Origin of the sequence: Rhizobium sp. L43 (assembly GCF_002531725.1) — a bacterium.
In the GTDB taxonomy this organism is placed as follows: domain Bacteria; phylum Pseudomonadota; class Alphaproteobacteria; order Rhizobiales; family Rhizobiaceae; genus Rhizobium.
In genome coordinates, this window is the sequence record NZ_NWSQ01000001.1 from 273,029 (window position 1) to 288,470 (window position 15,442).

Consider the following 15,442-nt stretch of genomic DNA (forward strand, 5'->3'; position numbering starts at 1 on the left):
ATGAATATCGGGCAAGCATCCGAACGGTCCGGCCTGCCGTCGAAGACCATCCGCTATTACGAGGATATCGGCCTTATCCGCCCCGAAAGGGGCGAAAACGGCTATCGCGACTATGCCGCAACCGACGTCCACAAGCTGCGCTTCCTGCAGCGCTCGCGCGGCCTCGGCTTTTCCGTCGAGGAATGCCGGCAATTGCTGGCACTCTATGAGGACAAGGACCGGGCGAGCGCCGACGTCAGGGATATCGCCCAGGCCAAGCTTACCGAGATCGACCGCAAGATCCGTGAACTCTCGGAACTGCGCCACACCCTGGAGCACCTCGTGCATGCCTGCCACGGCAACGACAGGCCGGACTGTCCGATCCTCGAAGAGCTTTCGGACGGCGGCTGATCCTTTTCGGGAGCGCAGCGCGCAGCTTCAGGAAAGCTGCGGCATATTCTGGTTGGCCGCTAGCGAAGGTTGAGCCCGCTCGTCGGCCTCTTCATCTTCGCCGTCATCCAGCACGCCGTCATCCAGCCGATGCTTGATCGCCAGCGCATAGATCACGTCGAGAATATTGCGGTCCCTGAGATGAGGATCGGTCAGCGCGAGAAGTGAGGCCCGGACGATCTTCTTGCTGGTGGCCTTCGGGCAACGCGCCTTGACGAAATCATAGAGCGCCTGATCCGTCAGCCCTTCCATGGCGCCGTCTACGAGAGCTTCGTAGACCCGCTTCTTTTCCTTCATTCTTTATTTTCCCCTGCAAATCAGCAGGCGTCATGATCTGTCATGTAATTGTCATACACAATCGCCGATTTGAGGCGCCTGTCCACTGGAGAAGGGTATCTGATGGTGGCCCGGGCGGCATTTTTTCACCCGATCGACTTTTTTGCCCCCGGCCGGGAATAAAATCCGCCGCACTTGCGTATACTCAATCATGGAACGCAAAGACCGCCCCTTCGACATCATCGGACAGCTTGCAGCGCTGAGGCGCTACGCTCGCTCGCTGGTGCGCAATGCGGATGAGGCGGAGGATCTGGTGCACGATGCGCTGGTGCGCGCCTTCGAGAAGAAAAAGAGCTTCCGCAGCGGCGCCAACCTGCGCACCTGGCTGCTCTCCATCCTGCACAATGCCCATATCGACCGTCTTCGCCGGAACCGCTCGCTGATGCGCCGCCACGACGAGGCGGCTGTTGAAGCCGAGCAGTCGCTGCCGGCCGGCCAGGAACATGCGGTGCGCCTGCAGCAGGTGCGCGACGCCTTCTTCGACCTGCCGGAGGAACAGCGCGAGGCGCTGCATCTCGTCGCCATCGAAGACCTCTCCTACCAGGAAGCCGCCCAGGCGCTCGGCATTCCCGTGGGCACGTTGATGTCGCGCATCTCGCGGGCCCGCGCACAACTGCGCGAATTCGAGGAGAAGACGCCGCGGGTTTCGCATCTGAGATTGATCGGAAGGGACGGCAATGAAAGCAATTGATCCGATCCTCGATGCCGATCTCGACGCCTATGTCGACGGCGAGCTCGATGTCGCCCGCCGCATCCAGGTGGAATCCTATCTTTCCGAGCATCCGGCGATTGCCGCCAAGGTCATGGCCGACCTCAGCGTCAAAGGCGAATTGCGTCTGGCGCTTGCCGGCGAAAGTGCCTTCGGCCGCCCCGAGACCCGCGATGCCGCCCGCCGGCTGGAACGTGGCCTTTCCTATGGCCGCATTTTCCATTCGATGCAGCGCATCGCCGCCGTCGGCATTCTGGTTACCGCCGGCTGGGTGGCGCACAATTCCTTCGGCGCCTTCTCGGCCACCGAGGTGTCGGCCTCCGTTCCGGCGCCGGCCTATGTCGAAGATGCCGTTCGCGCCTATCAGACCGCAGCCCTGCGCCAATCGATGCCTTCGCAGACATCGGCCACCTATAACGCTGACGACATCCGCGCCGCCACCGCGATCGTCATGCCCGAACTGCCCAGGGATTGGAAGGTTGCCGATGTGCAGATCTTCCCGTCCGAATTCGGCCCCAGCGTCGAGATGGCGATCGAGCAGTCGGATGGAAAGCGGCTGTCGCTTTTCGCTGTCCGTCCAGGCGCCTTCGAGGTCAAGCCGGTCAGCCATCTCACGCTGGAGAAAGCAGAAGCCGCCTATTGGCAAATCGGCGAAGTCGCTTATGCGCTGATCGCCGACGATGGCGGTCTCAATCTCGACCAGGCGGCCGAACGGCTCGCCCGCTCGCTCTATTAGTTCAAACCGAGGAGATCAGCATGAACCCGATCAATCCCCGCTACGGCGCCGTCGCCGGCTCCCAGGCCCTCTTTGACGAGGGTCTCCGCCAGCATATGCTGCGCGTCTACAACTATATGGCTCTCGGCCTCGTCATCACAGGCCTCGTCGCCTTCGTCGTCGGCTCGACGCCGGCACTCTACGTGCCGATCTTCGGCTCACCGCTGAAGTGGGTGGTGATGCTCGCCCCGCTCGCCTTCGTCTTCTTCTTCTCGTTCCGCATCCAGACGATGTCGGCCAGCACCGCCCAGATCACCTTCTGGGCCTTCTGCGCCGTAATGGGCCTGTCGCTTGCCTCCGTCTTCCTGGTCTTCACCGGGATGAGCATCGCGCGGACCTTCTTCATCACCGCCACGATGTTCGGCGCCACCAGCCTTTACGGCTATGCGACCAAGCGTGACCTCTCGCGCATGGGCTCCTTCCTGATGATGGGTCTCTTCGGCGTCATCATCGCCTCTGTCGTCAACATCTTCTTGGGTTCGAGCGCACTGCAGTTCGCGATCTCGGTGATCGGCATCGTCGTCTTCGTCGGCCTCACCGCCTACGACACGCAGAACATCAAGGAACAGTATTCGGAAAACTACGATCAGGAATCGAACCAGAAGCTCGCCGTCTTCGGCGCGCTCTCCCTCTACCTGAACTTCGTCAACATCTTCCAGCTTCTGCTCAACTTCACCGGCGAGCGGGAATAGGACTGCGCTTCTGGGGGCAATGGAAGCGCAAGAGCGCCTGGTCCGCAGTCTGTGACAGGATGGCGGACCGGGTGCTCACTTAAAGGAAACGGCCGGGCCAACGCCCGGCCGTTTTCATTTTTCGTTTTCGTTTCAGATGATGCCCCAAGCGCGATAGCGGCCGCGGCCGGTGATTTCGCGGATACCGATCTCGTTGACGAGGTTGAGCGCGCCGCGTGGCGTGATGCGCAGATGACGGGCAATCATCGCCGCCGAGACCATCGGCCGCGACAGGATGAAATCGGCAAGTTCCGGCAGGCTGCTATTCGAACGCCGGCCGCGAAAACGCAGCTCCATCTGCGTGCGCGCCAGCGTCAACCGGTCGAGTTCCTTGAGTCCGGCGGTAGCCCCCAGATGCATCGCCTCCAGAAAGGCTTGCAGCCGCGTCGCCCGGTCGCGCGCCCGGCGACGCTCATGGCGCACCAGTTTCAGCCCGCCGTAGAAAGAAAAGAGATGTGAGGCGACCTTGCCGCGGGCGCGCAGCTGGCTGGCGACCAGAAGCCCGCCGAGCCAGTGCTGGCGCCGCAACGGCTCGATCCTCTCCCAGGCTTCGAAAAGGATGACGGCGCCGAGAACCGGCGGCAACGTATCGGCCAACGGCAGCACACTCCGCCACTCCGCCAGCCGCTGCTCCTCGTCCCACTCGTCATCGCCGAGCAAGCCAAGAGGATCTTCGTTTTGCCTTGCCGTGGGGATTGCGACCTGCTCGCTTGCCGGCGTCTTACCCGTATGGATATCGATGAGCTTCTGCGAGCGCGCGAGGATAGCGTCGATCTCCGCCATTTCGGCGGCGAGCGGCGCGTCCTCATCCTCGCTTTCCTCGTCGACCTCGGCGGAAGTCTCGGGACGCTTCGGTTCGCGCGCATCCCCCTCCCCTTCCCCGAGCGTCGCCGTCAGCGTTGCAAGCCCCGGCGCTCCAAGCGCCCAGGACGGTTCGCCGGTCCAGATGCGCCGGCGTGCCCGCAGCACGGAATGGGCAATCGTCAGTTCGTGGCTGGGGGCGCGGCTATCCATATGCGCATCGTGCAAAACCAGATCCTCGACATGCACGAGTTCGCCGGCCACCCAGAGCGCGCCGGCGGCATCGAAGAAATGGCTGCGTTCGGCAAAGCCCTCACCCACCGGCGAGCGCAAGACCCGCTCGTCCAGCCGCGCCACCGCATCCTCCGCCGCGGCAAGGGATGGAAGCAGGGTTTGAAGCATCGCACCGTCGATATCGTAGCGCATTGTTAAGCTTTACGGTTTTTCACAAATGGAAGCAAAACACATGTTTCCTTCCGTCATGTATGACATGGTTAACGGTGTATTTCAACAAAAGCTCTGGGAAGGAAGCCGCTAAGATAGTTGATCGAGCGGCCGCATAAACCTTTAACCGCCTGAGCTGGCGCGAAGCTTTTTCACGGCCGTTCATCCGGTTTTCCTCGCGACCGGACCATTTGCCCGCATCAGCGCCATCAGCATCGGCCCGAGCGAAAACTCGCCGCGTTCCGCCCGTCGTGTCAGGTCGCGCAGGTAGCCGCCGGCCGAATTGATATGGCCGCCCCTTTCCAGAATGCAGGCGATCACCGTGGCGGCGTTTTCCGGCCCCATGACATCGCAGGCCAGCTGATAGGCGCTGGGGCTGACGCCCAGGGTGGACCGGACGATGACGGCCGCGGCCATCAGATCCCGCCAGCTGCCGATGCCGCCGCCCGGCCCGTAAGCGACGATCTCCGGGCAAGCCTGCAGCACCATGGCAAGCGGGAAGGATTTCGGCGGCTCTCGCCACGCTCGCGGTTCTTCCTCCGGCTTTGCGCCCTGCTTCGGTTCGAAGCTTGGTTCAAGTTCAGATTTTAGGTGTGGGTTTGAATTATGTATGTGCCGACCGTTTTGACTGTCATTGACGTCTGTTTTTTCTGTTTTCGTCTTCAATTCCAGCGTCTTGACGATCAATTCGCGGAATGCCTCGAGATCTGTCAGCAGGCTTTCCAACTCGGCGGCCGACGGGCGGCGCGGCAGGCTTGCGGAAAGCAGGTTGAAATGCGCCTGCATCTCGATCCATTCGCCGGCAATCTGCTCCTCCAGCGCAATTTCGATGAGCTTGGCTATATCACGCCGGCAGAGCGTCAGCCGCTCCCTCAGGCGCTTCCATTCGAGCTTGGCAGCGAGCACCTGAGCCGCCTGCGCCTCGATCTCACGGGCGCGGACAAGGAGCGGCGCCAGGCTGAAGCCGAAGGCCTCTCCGAGCCCGCCCTCGCCGTTGCGGCGCGCAAAACGCTTGCCGTTCGGGCTATCCCTGCGGATGATCAGGCCGGCTTCCACCAGCATCGCCAGGTTCCGTCGCAACGTCGTTCCGGCCATGCCGTGCGTGCGCAGCGACAGTTGCTCGTTCGAGGGAAAGACGACGAAGCCGTTGGCCTCGGCAATCTCGTTCTTCGGGTAGAAGGTCAACAGCGCGTTGAGAACAGCGAGCGCACGATCGGATACGCCGACCATCTCCTTTGCTTCGCAGAGCGCACGAAAGATCTTCCATTTGTCGACCGATGCGTCCGGATCGACCTTGCTGGCGTTTTCCTGGCTTGCCAGCATGCCAAGCGTCATCGATCGCCGCCCAAAGGGCGTCGATACATATTGAGGCTCCATGTCCCTCACCTTTTTTCAAGGCAAAAGAAACCTACCACCCAAAAGGATGCCGAAGACGCTTGACAGTGATTCGAGGAAGTGCGATTCTCAGATTGTCCAGATATGAGAAAGGCTTCCGCGGCGGCAACGTTCGGAGGCTTTTTTCTTTTGCGGCTTACTCTCCTGCTTGCAACTTGCCGGCCCGATAGGCTTCGTAAAGCTCATCGAGACGGCGTGAAATGTAAGCGCCGAAATCCGGCGCATCGCCCGTTTTCAACGCGATCGTGAAGGAATTGCCGGCGCTCTTGATTCGGCCGGCAATCTTGCCGCCGCTCTTCGGCTTCCAGTCATATTCCGTGGCCTCGGGCTTCGCCTCTTTCCTGGCGAGCTCGGCAACTAAAAGCTCGAAACGGCGGTCGCTCTCTTCCGCCATGAAACTTTCCGAGCCGACGAGCTTGGCAAGCCGCGCCGCCGTCATCCCGTTCCAGTCCTGGGCAAGCGCCATCCATTTGCGTCGCCCGATGCCGGGGGCAGCGCCGACCGACCTGACGATCTCGGCCGGGATGGCCCTAGCGACGGAGAGCAACTTCGAAAGCTCCGTCTTGTCGGTCGACAGCGCCTTCATGATGATGGGGCGCTCAAAACCCTTGAGCTCGAGATTGAGGGCAAAGACGGCGCGCTCGATATAGGAAAGGTTGCGGCGCGCCGAATTTTCGATGCCCTGAGCGATGACGACATCGGTGTCGTCAAGCTTGCGCACGATCGCCTGCACCTTGCGTCCGAGCAACTTGACGGCTTGCAGGCGTCGATGGCCGTAGGCGATCTGGTAGCGGGTCTCATCATCGGGATGGCGACGCACGAGAACCGGCACTTCCTGGCCGTTCTCGGCAATCGACTGCACCAGCTCGTCCTCCAGATCGAGCGGCTGGTCGGCAAGGCGGTCGCGGACGAAGGAGGAATCGATCAGATCGGGATCGAGTTCGACGATGCGTTCGCCGGAAAGCAACGCCTCTTGTATCGCCCTGCTCTCTTCCTCCATACGCCCAAGGGTCAGCGCCATCGTCCGGACCGGGCCCGCCGATCCGCGCGACGAAGGTTCTTCGTAGTTGGCCGCGGCCAACTCCTGCGCCGTATCGTCGAAAAGACCCTTCAGGCGATCGCGTCTGCTCATGTCCGGCCCCAGGCTTTGTGAATGCCGGCGAGAACCTCGCTGTTGGCGGCATTGACCGATTCCAGCGCCCGATCGTAAGTCGAGCGGCGCACCTGCCCCTTCTCGATCTCGAAGAGCGTCTGCTTGGTCAGGCCGGCATCGGCGATCGCCGTCGATTTGAGAATGGTCGCCGTCAACACGTCGTCGCCGAACAGGCTGCGCAACAGCGCCACGATCTGCGACTGCGGCGCATCGAAGGGTTCGTGGCGGGTGACGATGTATTTGATGAAGTCATGCTGCAGATCGCCGCCGGCCTTGCGCACGACGGAGAGCAGATCCGAGGTCATCAGCAGGAATTGCGACATGGAGGCGACGTCGACCATCTGCGGATGGATGGTGATGAGCAGCGATGTGGCGGCGCAGACGGCGCCGAGCGTGAGGTAGCCGAGCTGCGGCGGGCAATCGATCACCACGACGTCATAATCGGCCTCGACCTCGGCAATGGCAACACCGACGCGGCGGAAGAACAGCTCGGCCGGCTTCTGGCGATCGTTCAGCGCCCGCGGCGTCTCATGCTCGAACTCCATCAGTTCGAGATTGCCCGGCACCAGATCGAGCCCGTCGAAATAGGTCCTGCGGACGATGTCCTTCAGCGGCTTGCGGCCCGCATCGTAGCGGATGGCGCCATAGAGCGTATCGCCATCGGAAAGATCGAATTCGGGCTGGACGCCGAGCATGGAAGACAGCGAGGCCTGCGGATCGAGATCGATGGCGAGCACCCGGTACCCCTCCAGCGCCAGATATTGCGCCAGATAAAGTGTCGTCGTGGTCTTGGCCGAGCCGCCTTTGAAATTGGTGACGGCAACCGTCTGCAGTTTCTCGCCGGGCCGCCGCCATGGAAGATAGGAAAGCGCATCCTTCGGCTTGAGCTTTGCCATATAATGGCGCAATTCATTGATCTGGCCGAGCGTATAGGAGCGCCGGCCATTCTGGGAAAGCTCCGGCTGCGGGCCCTTGCCATCAAGCGACAGCTGACGAAGATAGCCGTCGGAAACGCCGATCATCTGGGCGGCTTCGCCGGAGGAGAATGTGCGCAGCGTCTTCTGCGAGAGCGGCGGAAACAGTTTGTCGCGGAGCAGCTTCAGCTGCCGCGAAAGCTGGTTCGCATGCCGCTCGATCCGTACATCTGTCGTCGATACGCTAATGTTGTCCAAAACACTCAATCCTTTTCGATGCGCTTTTCTGTCAACATAGCGTCAAAAAGCGTATCGAAAGTGACACGATTCGGGATTTGCAGCAACAATAGGGCCTTAGCGCCATCCACAGGCTTGGTTGGCCGCGGCCAACTCTCCTTCCCGGCCTTGCGGCGAACGGGCTTTTTCGGCAAGACCGTCAAGAATCACGGGAGTATCGGCTTGAAGCACATCCTTATCATCGGCATCGGCACGGGCAACCCGGAGCACCTCACCATACAGGCGATCAATGCGATGAACGCGGCCGACGCGATCTTCCTGCCGGTCAAGGGCCCCGGCAAGGAGGAGCTCGCCGAAATCCGCCGTGAGATCTGCGAACGCTACATCACGCGACCAGGCGTCAGCATTTCAGAATTTGCAGTGCCGCAACGGCAGACAACGGAAAGAACCTATGCGCAAAGCGTCGACGCCTGGCACGGCGAAATCGCCCGCATCTATGAAGAGCTGATCTCCGCTCTGCCGGCTGACAGCAGCGCCGCCTTTCTCGTCTGGGGCGATCCCAGCCTCTACGACAGCACGATCCGTATCGTCGAACGCGTGCGGGAGGAAAGCAGCCTGGATTTCGATTACAGCGTCATTCCCGGCATCACCAGCATCCAGGCCCTGGCGGCCAGCCACAAAATCCCGATCAATCTCGTCGGCAAGCCGATCGAGATCACCACGGGACGCAGGCTGGCGCGGGACGGGCTGTTGAGCGACAGCACCATCGTCATGCTCGATGGCGAACAGGCCTTTGCCAAGATCGACGATCCCGATGCCGAGATCTTCTGGGGCGCCTATCTCGGCACCGAGGATGAGATCGTCAGATCGGGACGGCTTGGCGATGTCGCCGCCGACATTGTGACGCTGAGGGCCGAGGCCAGGCAGCGGCACGGCTGGATCATGGACATCTATCTCCTGCGCAAGGGACGGGATTTCGAGGAATAGCCGGCCACAACCGTTTCCATCATGCTTTGCCGCATCGGCTGCGATCATGTAAGAAATGCCCAGAGGATTGAGTATGGGAATTGAGGCCGCAACGGCGATCGACAGGACAGGCGAGGCAGATCGACACGGTCGCCAGGCCGCGAAGATCCGCGCCCGCGGCGCCTGCCCGGCCCTATCAGCGCCGATGCCGACCGGCGACGGCTTGCTGGTGCGGCTGCGACCGGCCGGCGGCGCGCTGACGCTGCCGCAATTCGCAAGCCTTGCTCGTTCTGCCGCGGCGCATGGAAATGGCATTCTGGAAATCACCGCGCGCGGCAATCTGCAGATCCGCGGATTGCGGGCCGAGACGGTCGAAACGCTCGCTGCCGATATCGATGCCGCCGGGATCACCGTGCCGGACGGGCCGGCGATCGAGACCTCGCCGCTGCACGGCATCGACCCGGAAGAGACAAGCGATCCCGCCGCAATGGAAACGGCGTTGCGCCGCGAGCTAACCGATCTCATCGCCTCGCCGCGGCTCGCGCCAAAACTCTCGCTCGTCGTCGACGGTGGCGGAGCCTTCGGCTTGTCGGCGCTTTCCGCCGATATCCGGATCGTCGCGCAATCCCCCGGACATTGGCTTGTCGCGATCCATGGCGATGGTGAAACCGCAACGCCGGTTGCAATCGGCCCTGCGGCGGCGGCGATATCTGCCGTCGGCGACATTCTGAGCCTGCTGGCAGCGCTCGGGCAGGGCAGGCGGGCACGGGATATCGATCCGGCGCTGCTGCGGGCGCGTTTTCCCGCTATGGGCAAAATTCGCTCCATTCCCTCACGCGCGGCAAACATGCCGCTACCCGGTCCGCATCGGCTGGCCGACGGCAAAACCGTACTCGGCGTCCGGCCGGAATTCGGACAGATGCGGACGCCCGATATGACCGCCCTGCTCGATCTCGCAAGTACCCATGGCGCGACAGCCATCCGGCTGGCGCCTGACCGCGGCTTCTTCCTCATAGGGCTTCCAGCAGATACAGTGCCGGCTATGCAGATCGCCGCAGCCGGGCACGGCTTCAGTGCGCAGGCCGGCGAAAGCAGCGCGCACATCGCCGCCTGCGCCGGTGCCGGCGCCTGCGGTTCCGCCTTCTACGAGACAAGAACTCTGGCGCGCCGCATCCTTGCCGCAGCACCCGCCCTGTTCGACGGTTCGCTGACGCTGCATCTCTCCGGCTGCGCCAAGGGCTGCGCGCATGCGCGGCCGGCGCTGACCCTGACGGGCACGGCCGAGGGTTATGACCTCATCCTCAACGGGTTGGCCGCGGATCAGCCGGACGAACGGATCGCTGGCGGTCGGATCGATTTCGCTATAGAGAGGCTCGCCCGGTCCATCGAAGACAACAGAGGCGCTGGCGAATCGGCTGCCGCCTGCCTTACACGGCTTGGCGCAACCGGCGTTTTAGAGGCGCTGCGACAGGAATAGGAATGCCAGACTACGATTATATCCGCAGCGGCGACGCGATCTACGAGCGTTCCTTTGCGATCATCCGCGCCGAGGCCGATCTTTCGCGCTTCACCGAAGAGCAAGCCGAAATCGCCGTGCGCATGATCCATGCTTGCGGGCTGGTCGAGGCGGCGGAGCATTTCGTCTTCTCCGCCGATGTCGTCGGGGCGGCGCGCGACGCGCTGAAGGGCGGGGCACCGATCTTCTGCGACGCGGAAATGGTCTCCCACGGCGTCACCCGGGCGCGGCTGCCGGCGTTGAACGAGGTGATCTGCACGCTGCGCGATCCCGCCACGCCGGAGCTGGCGCGCGAGACCGGCAATACCCGCTCGGCCGCCGCCATGCATCTCTGGCTCGACCGGCTCGGCGGCAGCATCGTCGCAATCGGCAACGCGCCGACTGCGCTCTTCCATCTGCTCGAACTCCTGCGCGACGGCGCTCCGAAGCCCGCCGCGATCCTCGGCATGCCTGTGGGCTTTGTCGGTGCGGCCGAATCCAAGGATGCGCTGGCGGAGAATTCCTATGGCGTCCCCTTCGCCATCGTCCGCGGTCGGCTCGGCGGCAGCGCGATGACGGCGGCTGCCATCAATGCACTGGCGAGGCCCGGCCTATGACGACATCAGGCCGTCTCATCGGCGTCGGCACGGGTCCCGGCGACCCGGAGCTGCTGACCCTCAAGGCCGTCCGCGCCATCGAAGGCGCCGACGTGATCGCCTATTTCGCCAAACAGGGCAGGGGGGGCAACGGCAAGGCAATCGTCGAACCGCTGCTGAAACCCGGGGTGACGCTGCTGCCGCTCTATTATCCCGTCACCACCGAGATCGACAAGAACGACGAACGCTACCGGAGCCTGATCACCGAGTTCTACGATCGCTCCGCCGAAACCGTCGCCGGCCATCTCGATGCCGGGCGGACCGTCGCGATGCTCAGCGAAGGCGATCCGCTGTTCTACGGCTCCTATATGCATCTGCATGTCAGGCTTTCCCAGCGCTACCCGACGGAAGTGATCCCCGGCATCAGTGCCATGTCTGGCTGCTGGTCGCTGGCCGGCATGCCGATCGTCCAGGGTGACGACGTGCTTTCCGTACTGCCCGGTACGATGGCCGAGACCGAGCTGACCCGCCGTCTTGCCGATACGCAAGCCGCCGTCATCATGAAGGTCGGCCGCAATCTGCCGAAGATCCGCCGGGCCTTGGCGGCAGCCGGCCGGCTCGCCGAAGCCGTCTATGTCGAGCGCGGCACCATGGCCAATGCGGCGATGGAAAAGCTTGCCGACAGGAGCGATGGCGATGCGCCGTATTTTTCGCTGGTGCTGGTACCCGGCTGGGAGGCGAACCGATGAGCGGGCAGCTTTTCGTGATCGGCACCGGTCCCGGCAATCCCGAGCAGATGACGCCGGAAGCGCTTGATGTCGTCGACCAGGCAACCGATTTCTTCGGCTACGGACCCTATCTCGACAGGCTGCAGCTCCGCGACGATCAGCTGCGGCATGCCTCGGACAATCGCGAGGAGCTCGACAGGGCGGGGGCAGCGCTTTCCATGGCGGCGGACGGCGCCAAAGTCTGCGTCGTCTCCGGCGGCGACCCCGGTGTCTTCGCCATGGCGGCCGCCGTCTGCGAGGCGATCGAGAACGGGCCGGCGGCATGGCGCGCGGTCGACCTCACCATTTTGCCCGGCATCACGGCGATGCTGGCGGTGGCGGCAAGGGCCGGCGCACCGCTTGGCCACGATTTTTGCGCCATCTCGCTATCCGACAATCTAAAGCCTTGGAATATAATCGAAAAACGTCTTGAGCTGGCGGCAAAGGCAGGCTTTGTCATCGCCCTCTATAATCCGATCAGCCGGGCGCGACCCTGGCAGCTCGGCGACGCCTTCAAGCTGTTGCGCGACCATCTGCCCCCAACGACACCGGTTATTTTCGGCCGGGCGGCCGGGCGGCCGGACGAGCGCATCACCGTCCAGCAGCTGTCGCAGGCGGATGCCGCGATGGCCGATATGGCGACCTGCATCATCATCGGCTCGGCCGAGACACGCATCATCGCGCGGTCGGGCAGACCGGACCTCGTCTATACCCCGCGTTTCCTAGCGGGGGGAACGAGGTGATCGATCACCGCCAGCGCCGATTCGACAGTATCGACCGCTGTGATCGTGGAGGCCGGCGCACGTGTCACCATCATCACCTCGATGCCGAGCAGGCGGGCTGCCTCGATCTTCGCATAGGTGGCGGCGCCGCCGCTGTTCTTGGCGACGATGACGTCGATGTGGTGCTGCCGCAGCAAAGCACATTCGCCTTCCAGCGTGAACGGGCCGCGATCGATCAGATAGTCGACATGATCAAGCGCAAGCGGCGGCTCGACGGGGTCGACGCTGCGGACGAGATAGCGATGATGCGGCGCGGCTTCCGCATGATGCGCGCCCTGCCGGCCGGTCGCCAGGAAGACATTGCGGGGGGAGGGGCCGAGCGCTGCGATAGCCGCCGGAATGCTCTCCACCTCACGCCAGCGATCGCCGGCCACGCATTGCCATTCGGGACGGCGCAAAGCGATCGCAGCAATGCCGGTGGCCTCGGCGGCAAAGGCGGCATTGGCCGAAATGCGCTCGGCGAAGGGGTGCGTGGCGTCGATCAGCAGCTGATATTCGCCGGCCTTCAGGAAATCGGCAAGGGCCGCAGCCCCGCCGAAACCGCCGACGCGCACCGGAACCGGCTGCACGGCCGGTTTTTCGGTGCGCCCGGCCAGCGACAGCAGAACATCGCAATCTCCCCGCGCCGCCAGCGCTTCGGCCAGCAGCCGCGCCTCGCTGGTGCCGCCGAGGATCAGGATGCGAGGTCTTCCCATGTCTGATCTCTCTCCTGCATCCGGCCCGCGCTGGCTGACTATTATCGGCATCGGCGAAGATGGTCCAGCAGGGCTGGGCGAAGAGGCGAGGAGGCTGATTGCATCCGCACCCGCCGTTTTCGGCGGAGCGCGGCATCATGCACTCGCCGCCTCGCTGATATCAGGAGAGAAACTTTCCTGGCAGAGCCCGTTCGAACGCTCGGTCGAGGCCATTCTCGAACGGCGCGGTACGTCGGTTGTCGTGCTCGCCTCCGGTGACCCCTTCCTCTATGGCGTCGGCGCCACGCTCTCCCGCCATGTCGCGGCGGAAGAGATGCGCACCATCCCGGCGCCCTCCGCCTTCAGCCTTGCCGCGTCCCGCCTTGGCTGGCCGTTGCAGGAGGTCGCGACGATGTCGCTGCATGGGCGGCCGGTCGACCTGATCCGGCCGCATCTGCACCCCGGGCGGCGCATCCTCGCATTGACCTCGGACGAGAAGGGGCCGGGCGAGCTCGCCGCCCTGCTTGCCGCTGCCGGCTTCGGTCAGTCGCAGCTTACCGTGCTCGAGGCGCTTGGCGGCGCGCGGGAACGGCAAAGAAGCGCTGTCGCGGCGGATTTCGATCTGGCAGACATCGATCCTCTCAATGTCTGCGCCGTCGATGTCGCGGCAGGGGAGGGGGCTTGCATCCTGCCTTTTGCCGTAGGGCTCGAGGACGAGCTGTTCGAGCATGACGGGCAGATCACCAAACGCGAAATCCGGGCGATGACGCTGTCGGCGCTCGCACCGCGTCACGGCGAACTGCTCTGGGATATCGGTGCAGGCTCGGGATCGATCGGCATCGAATGGATGCTCGCCGATCCCAGCCTGAAAGCAATCGCCATCGAGCAATCGCCGGAGCGGGCGGCACGCGTCGCCCGCAACGCCTCCGCCTTCGGCGTGCCGCATCTTGCCGTCGTCGAAGGGACCGCCCCCGATGCGCTGAAGAGCCTGCCGGAACCCGATGCGATCTTCCTCGGCGGCGGCGGGAGCGAGCCCGGCGTCATCGACGCCGCGATTGCCGCGCTGAAGCGGGGAGGGCGGCTCGTCGCCAATGCCGTGACGCTGGAGATGGAAGCCGTGCTGCTCTCTGAACACGCCAAACGCGGCGGCACGCTGACACGGATCGAAATATCGCGCGTAGGCCCTGTGGGCGGCATGAGCGGCTGGCGGCCGGCCATGCCGGTGACACAGTGGCGCTGGACGAAAGGATAACGGGATGACGGTGCATTTCATCGGCGCGGGGCCAGGGGCTGCGGATCTGATCACGGTGCGCGGCCGCGATCTCATCGGCCAATGCCCGGTCTGCCTCTATGCCGGCTCGATCGTCTCGCCGGAACTGCTGCAATATTGCCCGGCGGATGCGCGCATCGTCGATACGGCGCCGATGTCGCTCGACGAAATCGAGGCGGAATATCTGCGTGCTGCTGCGGCCGGCCAGGATGTCGCCCGGCTGCATTCCGGCGATCTCTCGGTCTGGAGTGCGGTGGCCGAGCAGGTGCGCCGGCTGCAAAAACACGGCATCGACTATACGATGACACCGGGCGTTCCAGCCTTTGCCGCCGCAGCCTCGACGCTTGGGCGCGAACTGACCATCCCTGCCGTAGCGCAAAGCCTGGTGCTGACCCGCGTTTCCGGCCGCGCCTCACCGATGCCGAACGACGAGACGCTGGCGAAATTCGGCGCGACGGGCGCCACGCTGGCCATCCATCTGGCCATTCATGCGCTGAAGCAGGTGGTGGAGGAATTGACGCCGCTTTACGGCGCCGACTGCCCCGTCGCCATCGTCGTCAAGGCCTCGTGGCCAGACGAGCGCGTCCTGCGCGGCACGCTCGCCGATATCGAGGCAAAGGTTGCGGCCGAACCGATCGAACGCACGGCAATCATCTTTGTCGGCCCGTCGCTGGCAGCGGAGGATTTTCGCGAGAGCTCGCTCTATGATCCGGCCTATCAGCGCCGGTTCAGGGGCAGGGAATAAGGTCAAAGATTGGCCGCGCTGGTGGCGCGGCCCCTCGGAGATCAACAACAGGCGATCTTGCTCGCCACAGGCAGCGACAAACCCGCGACGTCATCCTCGGCCTCGTGCCGAGGATCTGCGTACCTCCAATTAAGCATCTGAAAACAAAAGTTTTTCTGTCAGCAATTGCAGTGGGTAGATGCTCGGCACAAGGCCGAGCATGACGGAGGAGACTTTGTCAACA

The 15,442-nt window shown here is 63.5% G+C and carries 17 protein-coding genes; 11 read left to right on the forward strand and 6 right to left on the reverse strand.

What is annotated here, in order from left to right:
* Complete coding sequence (gene cueR, locus CO667_RS01270; protein WP_097616554.1) at positions 1-390, forward strand: Cu(I)-responsive transcriptional regulator; 390 nt, start codon at positions 1-3, stop codon at positions 388-390.
* Positions 391-417: 27 nt separating this feature from the next.
* Here cueR and CO667_RS01275 read toward each other — a convergent pair whose 3' ends face one another.
* Positions 418-726: a hypothetical protein gene (locus CO667_RS01275; protein WP_097616555.1), complete on the reverse strand. Its 309-nt coding sequence runs from the start codon at positions 724-726 to the stop codon at positions 418-420.
* Positions 727-916: 190 nt separating this feature from the next.
* On the opposite strand from CO667_RS01275, the gene CO667_RS01280 reads away from it, so the two are divergent.
* Genes CO667_RS01280 through CO667_RS01290 form a run of 3 tightly spaced genes read left to right on the forward strand, consistent with a single transcriptional unit; the run spans position 917 to position 2,941 of the window.
* Positions 917-1,456 carry a sigma-70 family RNA polymerase sigma factor gene (locus tag CO667_RS01280; RefSeq protein WP_097616556.1) on the forward strand — a complete coding sequence of 180 codons (540 nt, stop codon included), beginning with the start codon at positions 917-919 and terminating at the stop codon, positions 1,454-1,456.
* A complete protein-coding gene (locus tag CO667_RS01285; protein WP_097616557.1) occupies positions 1,443-2,210 on the forward strand; it encodes an anti-sigma factor in 768 nt (255 codons plus the stop codon). Before CO667_RS01280 ends, CO667_RS01285 begins: the two co-directional genes overlap by 14 nt.
* Before the next feature lie 20 nt (positions 2,211-2,230).
* On the forward strand, positions 2,231-2,941 hold the full coding sequence (locus CO667_RS01290; protein ID WP_097616558.1) for a Bax inhibitor-1/YccA family protein: 711 nt from the start codon (positions 2,231-2,233) through the stop codon (positions 2,939-2,941).
* Positions 2,942-3,073: 132 nt separating this feature from the next.
* On the opposite strand, the gene CO667_RS01295 is transcribed toward CO667_RS01290, so the two are convergent.
* The 4 genes from CO667_RS01295 to repA form a co-directional block, all read right to left on the reverse strand.
* Positions 3,074-4,207: an RHE_PE00001 family protein gene (locus tag CO667_RS01295; RefSeq protein ID WP_097616559.1), complete on the reverse strand. Its 1,134-nt coding sequence runs from the start codon at positions 4,205-4,207 to the stop codon at positions 3,074-3,076.
* Between the two features lie 180 nt (positions 4,208-4,387).
* Positions 4,388-5,602: a plasmid replication protein RepC gene (gene repC / locus CO667_RS01300; RefSeq protein ID WP_097616560.1), complete on the reverse strand. Its 1,215-nt coding sequence runs from the start codon at positions 5,600-5,602 to the stop codon at positions 4,388-4,390.
* Positions 5,603-5,756: 154 nt separating this feature from the next.
* Positions 5,757-6,752, reverse strand: coding sequence for a plasmid partitioning protein RepB (gene repB, locus CO667_RS01305; RefSeq protein ID WP_097616561.1), 996 nt, complete (start codon positions 6,750-6,752; stop codon positions 5,757-5,759).
* Positions 6,749-7,945, reverse strand: a complete 1,197-nt coding sequence (gene repA / locus CO667_RS01310; protein ID WP_097616562.1) for a plasmid partitioning protein RepA — start codon at positions 7,943-7,945, stop codon at positions 6,749-6,751. The genes repB and repA overlap by 4 nt, the downstream gene beginning before the upstream one ends.
* Positions 7,946-8,146: 201 nt before the next feature.
* On the opposite strand from repA, the gene cobF reads away from it, so the two are divergent.
* From cobF to CO667_RS01335, 5 genes are all read left to right on the forward strand, one after another.
* Positions 8,147-8,911 carry a precorrin-6A synthase (deacetylating) gene (cobF, locus tag CO667_RS01315; RefSeq protein WP_097616888.1) on the forward strand — a complete coding sequence of 255 codons (765 nt, stop codon included), beginning with the start codon at positions 8,147-8,149 and terminating at the stop codon, positions 8,909-8,911.
* A 73-nt stretch (positions 8,912-8,984) separates the two neighbouring features.
* A complete protein-coding gene (gene cobG / locus CO667_RS01320) occupies positions 8,985-10,367 on the forward strand; it encodes a precorrin-3B synthase (RefSeq protein ID WP_097616563.1) in 1,383 nt (460 codons plus the stop codon).
* A gap of 2 nt (positions 10,368-10,369) precedes the next feature.
* Positions 10,370-11,002 (forward strand): precorrin-8X methylmutase, encoded by a 633-nt coding sequence (locus tag CO667_RS01325; RefSeq protein ID WP_097616564.1) that lies wholly within the window; start codon positions 10,370-10,372, stop codon positions 11,000-11,002.
* On the forward strand, positions 10,999-11,730 hold the full coding sequence (locus tag CO667_RS01330; RefSeq protein WP_097616565.1) for a precorrin-2 C(20)-methyltransferase: 732 nt from the start codon (positions 10,999-11,001) through the stop codon (positions 11,728-11,730). Before CO667_RS01325 ends, CO667_RS01330 begins: the two co-directional genes overlap by 4 nt.
* Positions 11,727-12,491, forward strand: a complete 765-nt coding sequence (locus tag CO667_RS01335) for a precorrin-3B C(17)-methyltransferase (RefSeq protein ID WP_097616566.1) — start codon at positions 11,727-11,729, stop codon at positions 12,489-12,491. Before CO667_RS01330 ends, CO667_RS01335 begins: the two co-directional genes overlap by 4 nt.
* Here the strand turns inward: CO667_RS01335 and CO667_RS01340 are convergent.
* The gene (locus CO667_RS01340) at positions 12,455-13,225 is read right to left on the reverse strand and encodes a cobalt-precorrin-6A reductase (RefSeq protein WP_097616567.1); all 771 of its coding nucleotides are present in this window, start codon (positions 13,223-13,225) and stop codon (positions 12,455-12,457) included. The two genes, CO667_RS01335 and CO667_RS01340, sit on opposite strands and share 37 nt — an antisense overlap.
* Between CO667_RS01340 and cbiE the strand changes: the two genes are divergently transcribed.
* Complete coding sequence (gene cbiE / locus CO667_RS01345; protein ID WP_097616568.1) at positions 13,224-14,456, forward strand: precorrin-6y C5,15-methyltransferase (decarboxylating) subunit CbiE; 1,233 nt, start codon at positions 13,224-13,226, stop codon at positions 14,454-14,456. The two genes, CO667_RS01340 and cbiE, sit on opposite strands and share 2 nt — an antisense overlap.
* A 4-nt stretch (positions 14,457-14,460) precedes the next feature.
* Complete coding sequence (gene cobM, locus CO667_RS01350) at positions 14,461-15,219, forward strand: precorrin-4 C(11)-methyltransferase (RefSeq protein ID WP_097616569.1); 759 nt, start codon at positions 14,461-14,463, stop codon at positions 15,217-15,219.
* Positions 15,220-15,442: the final 223 nt, after the last annotated feature.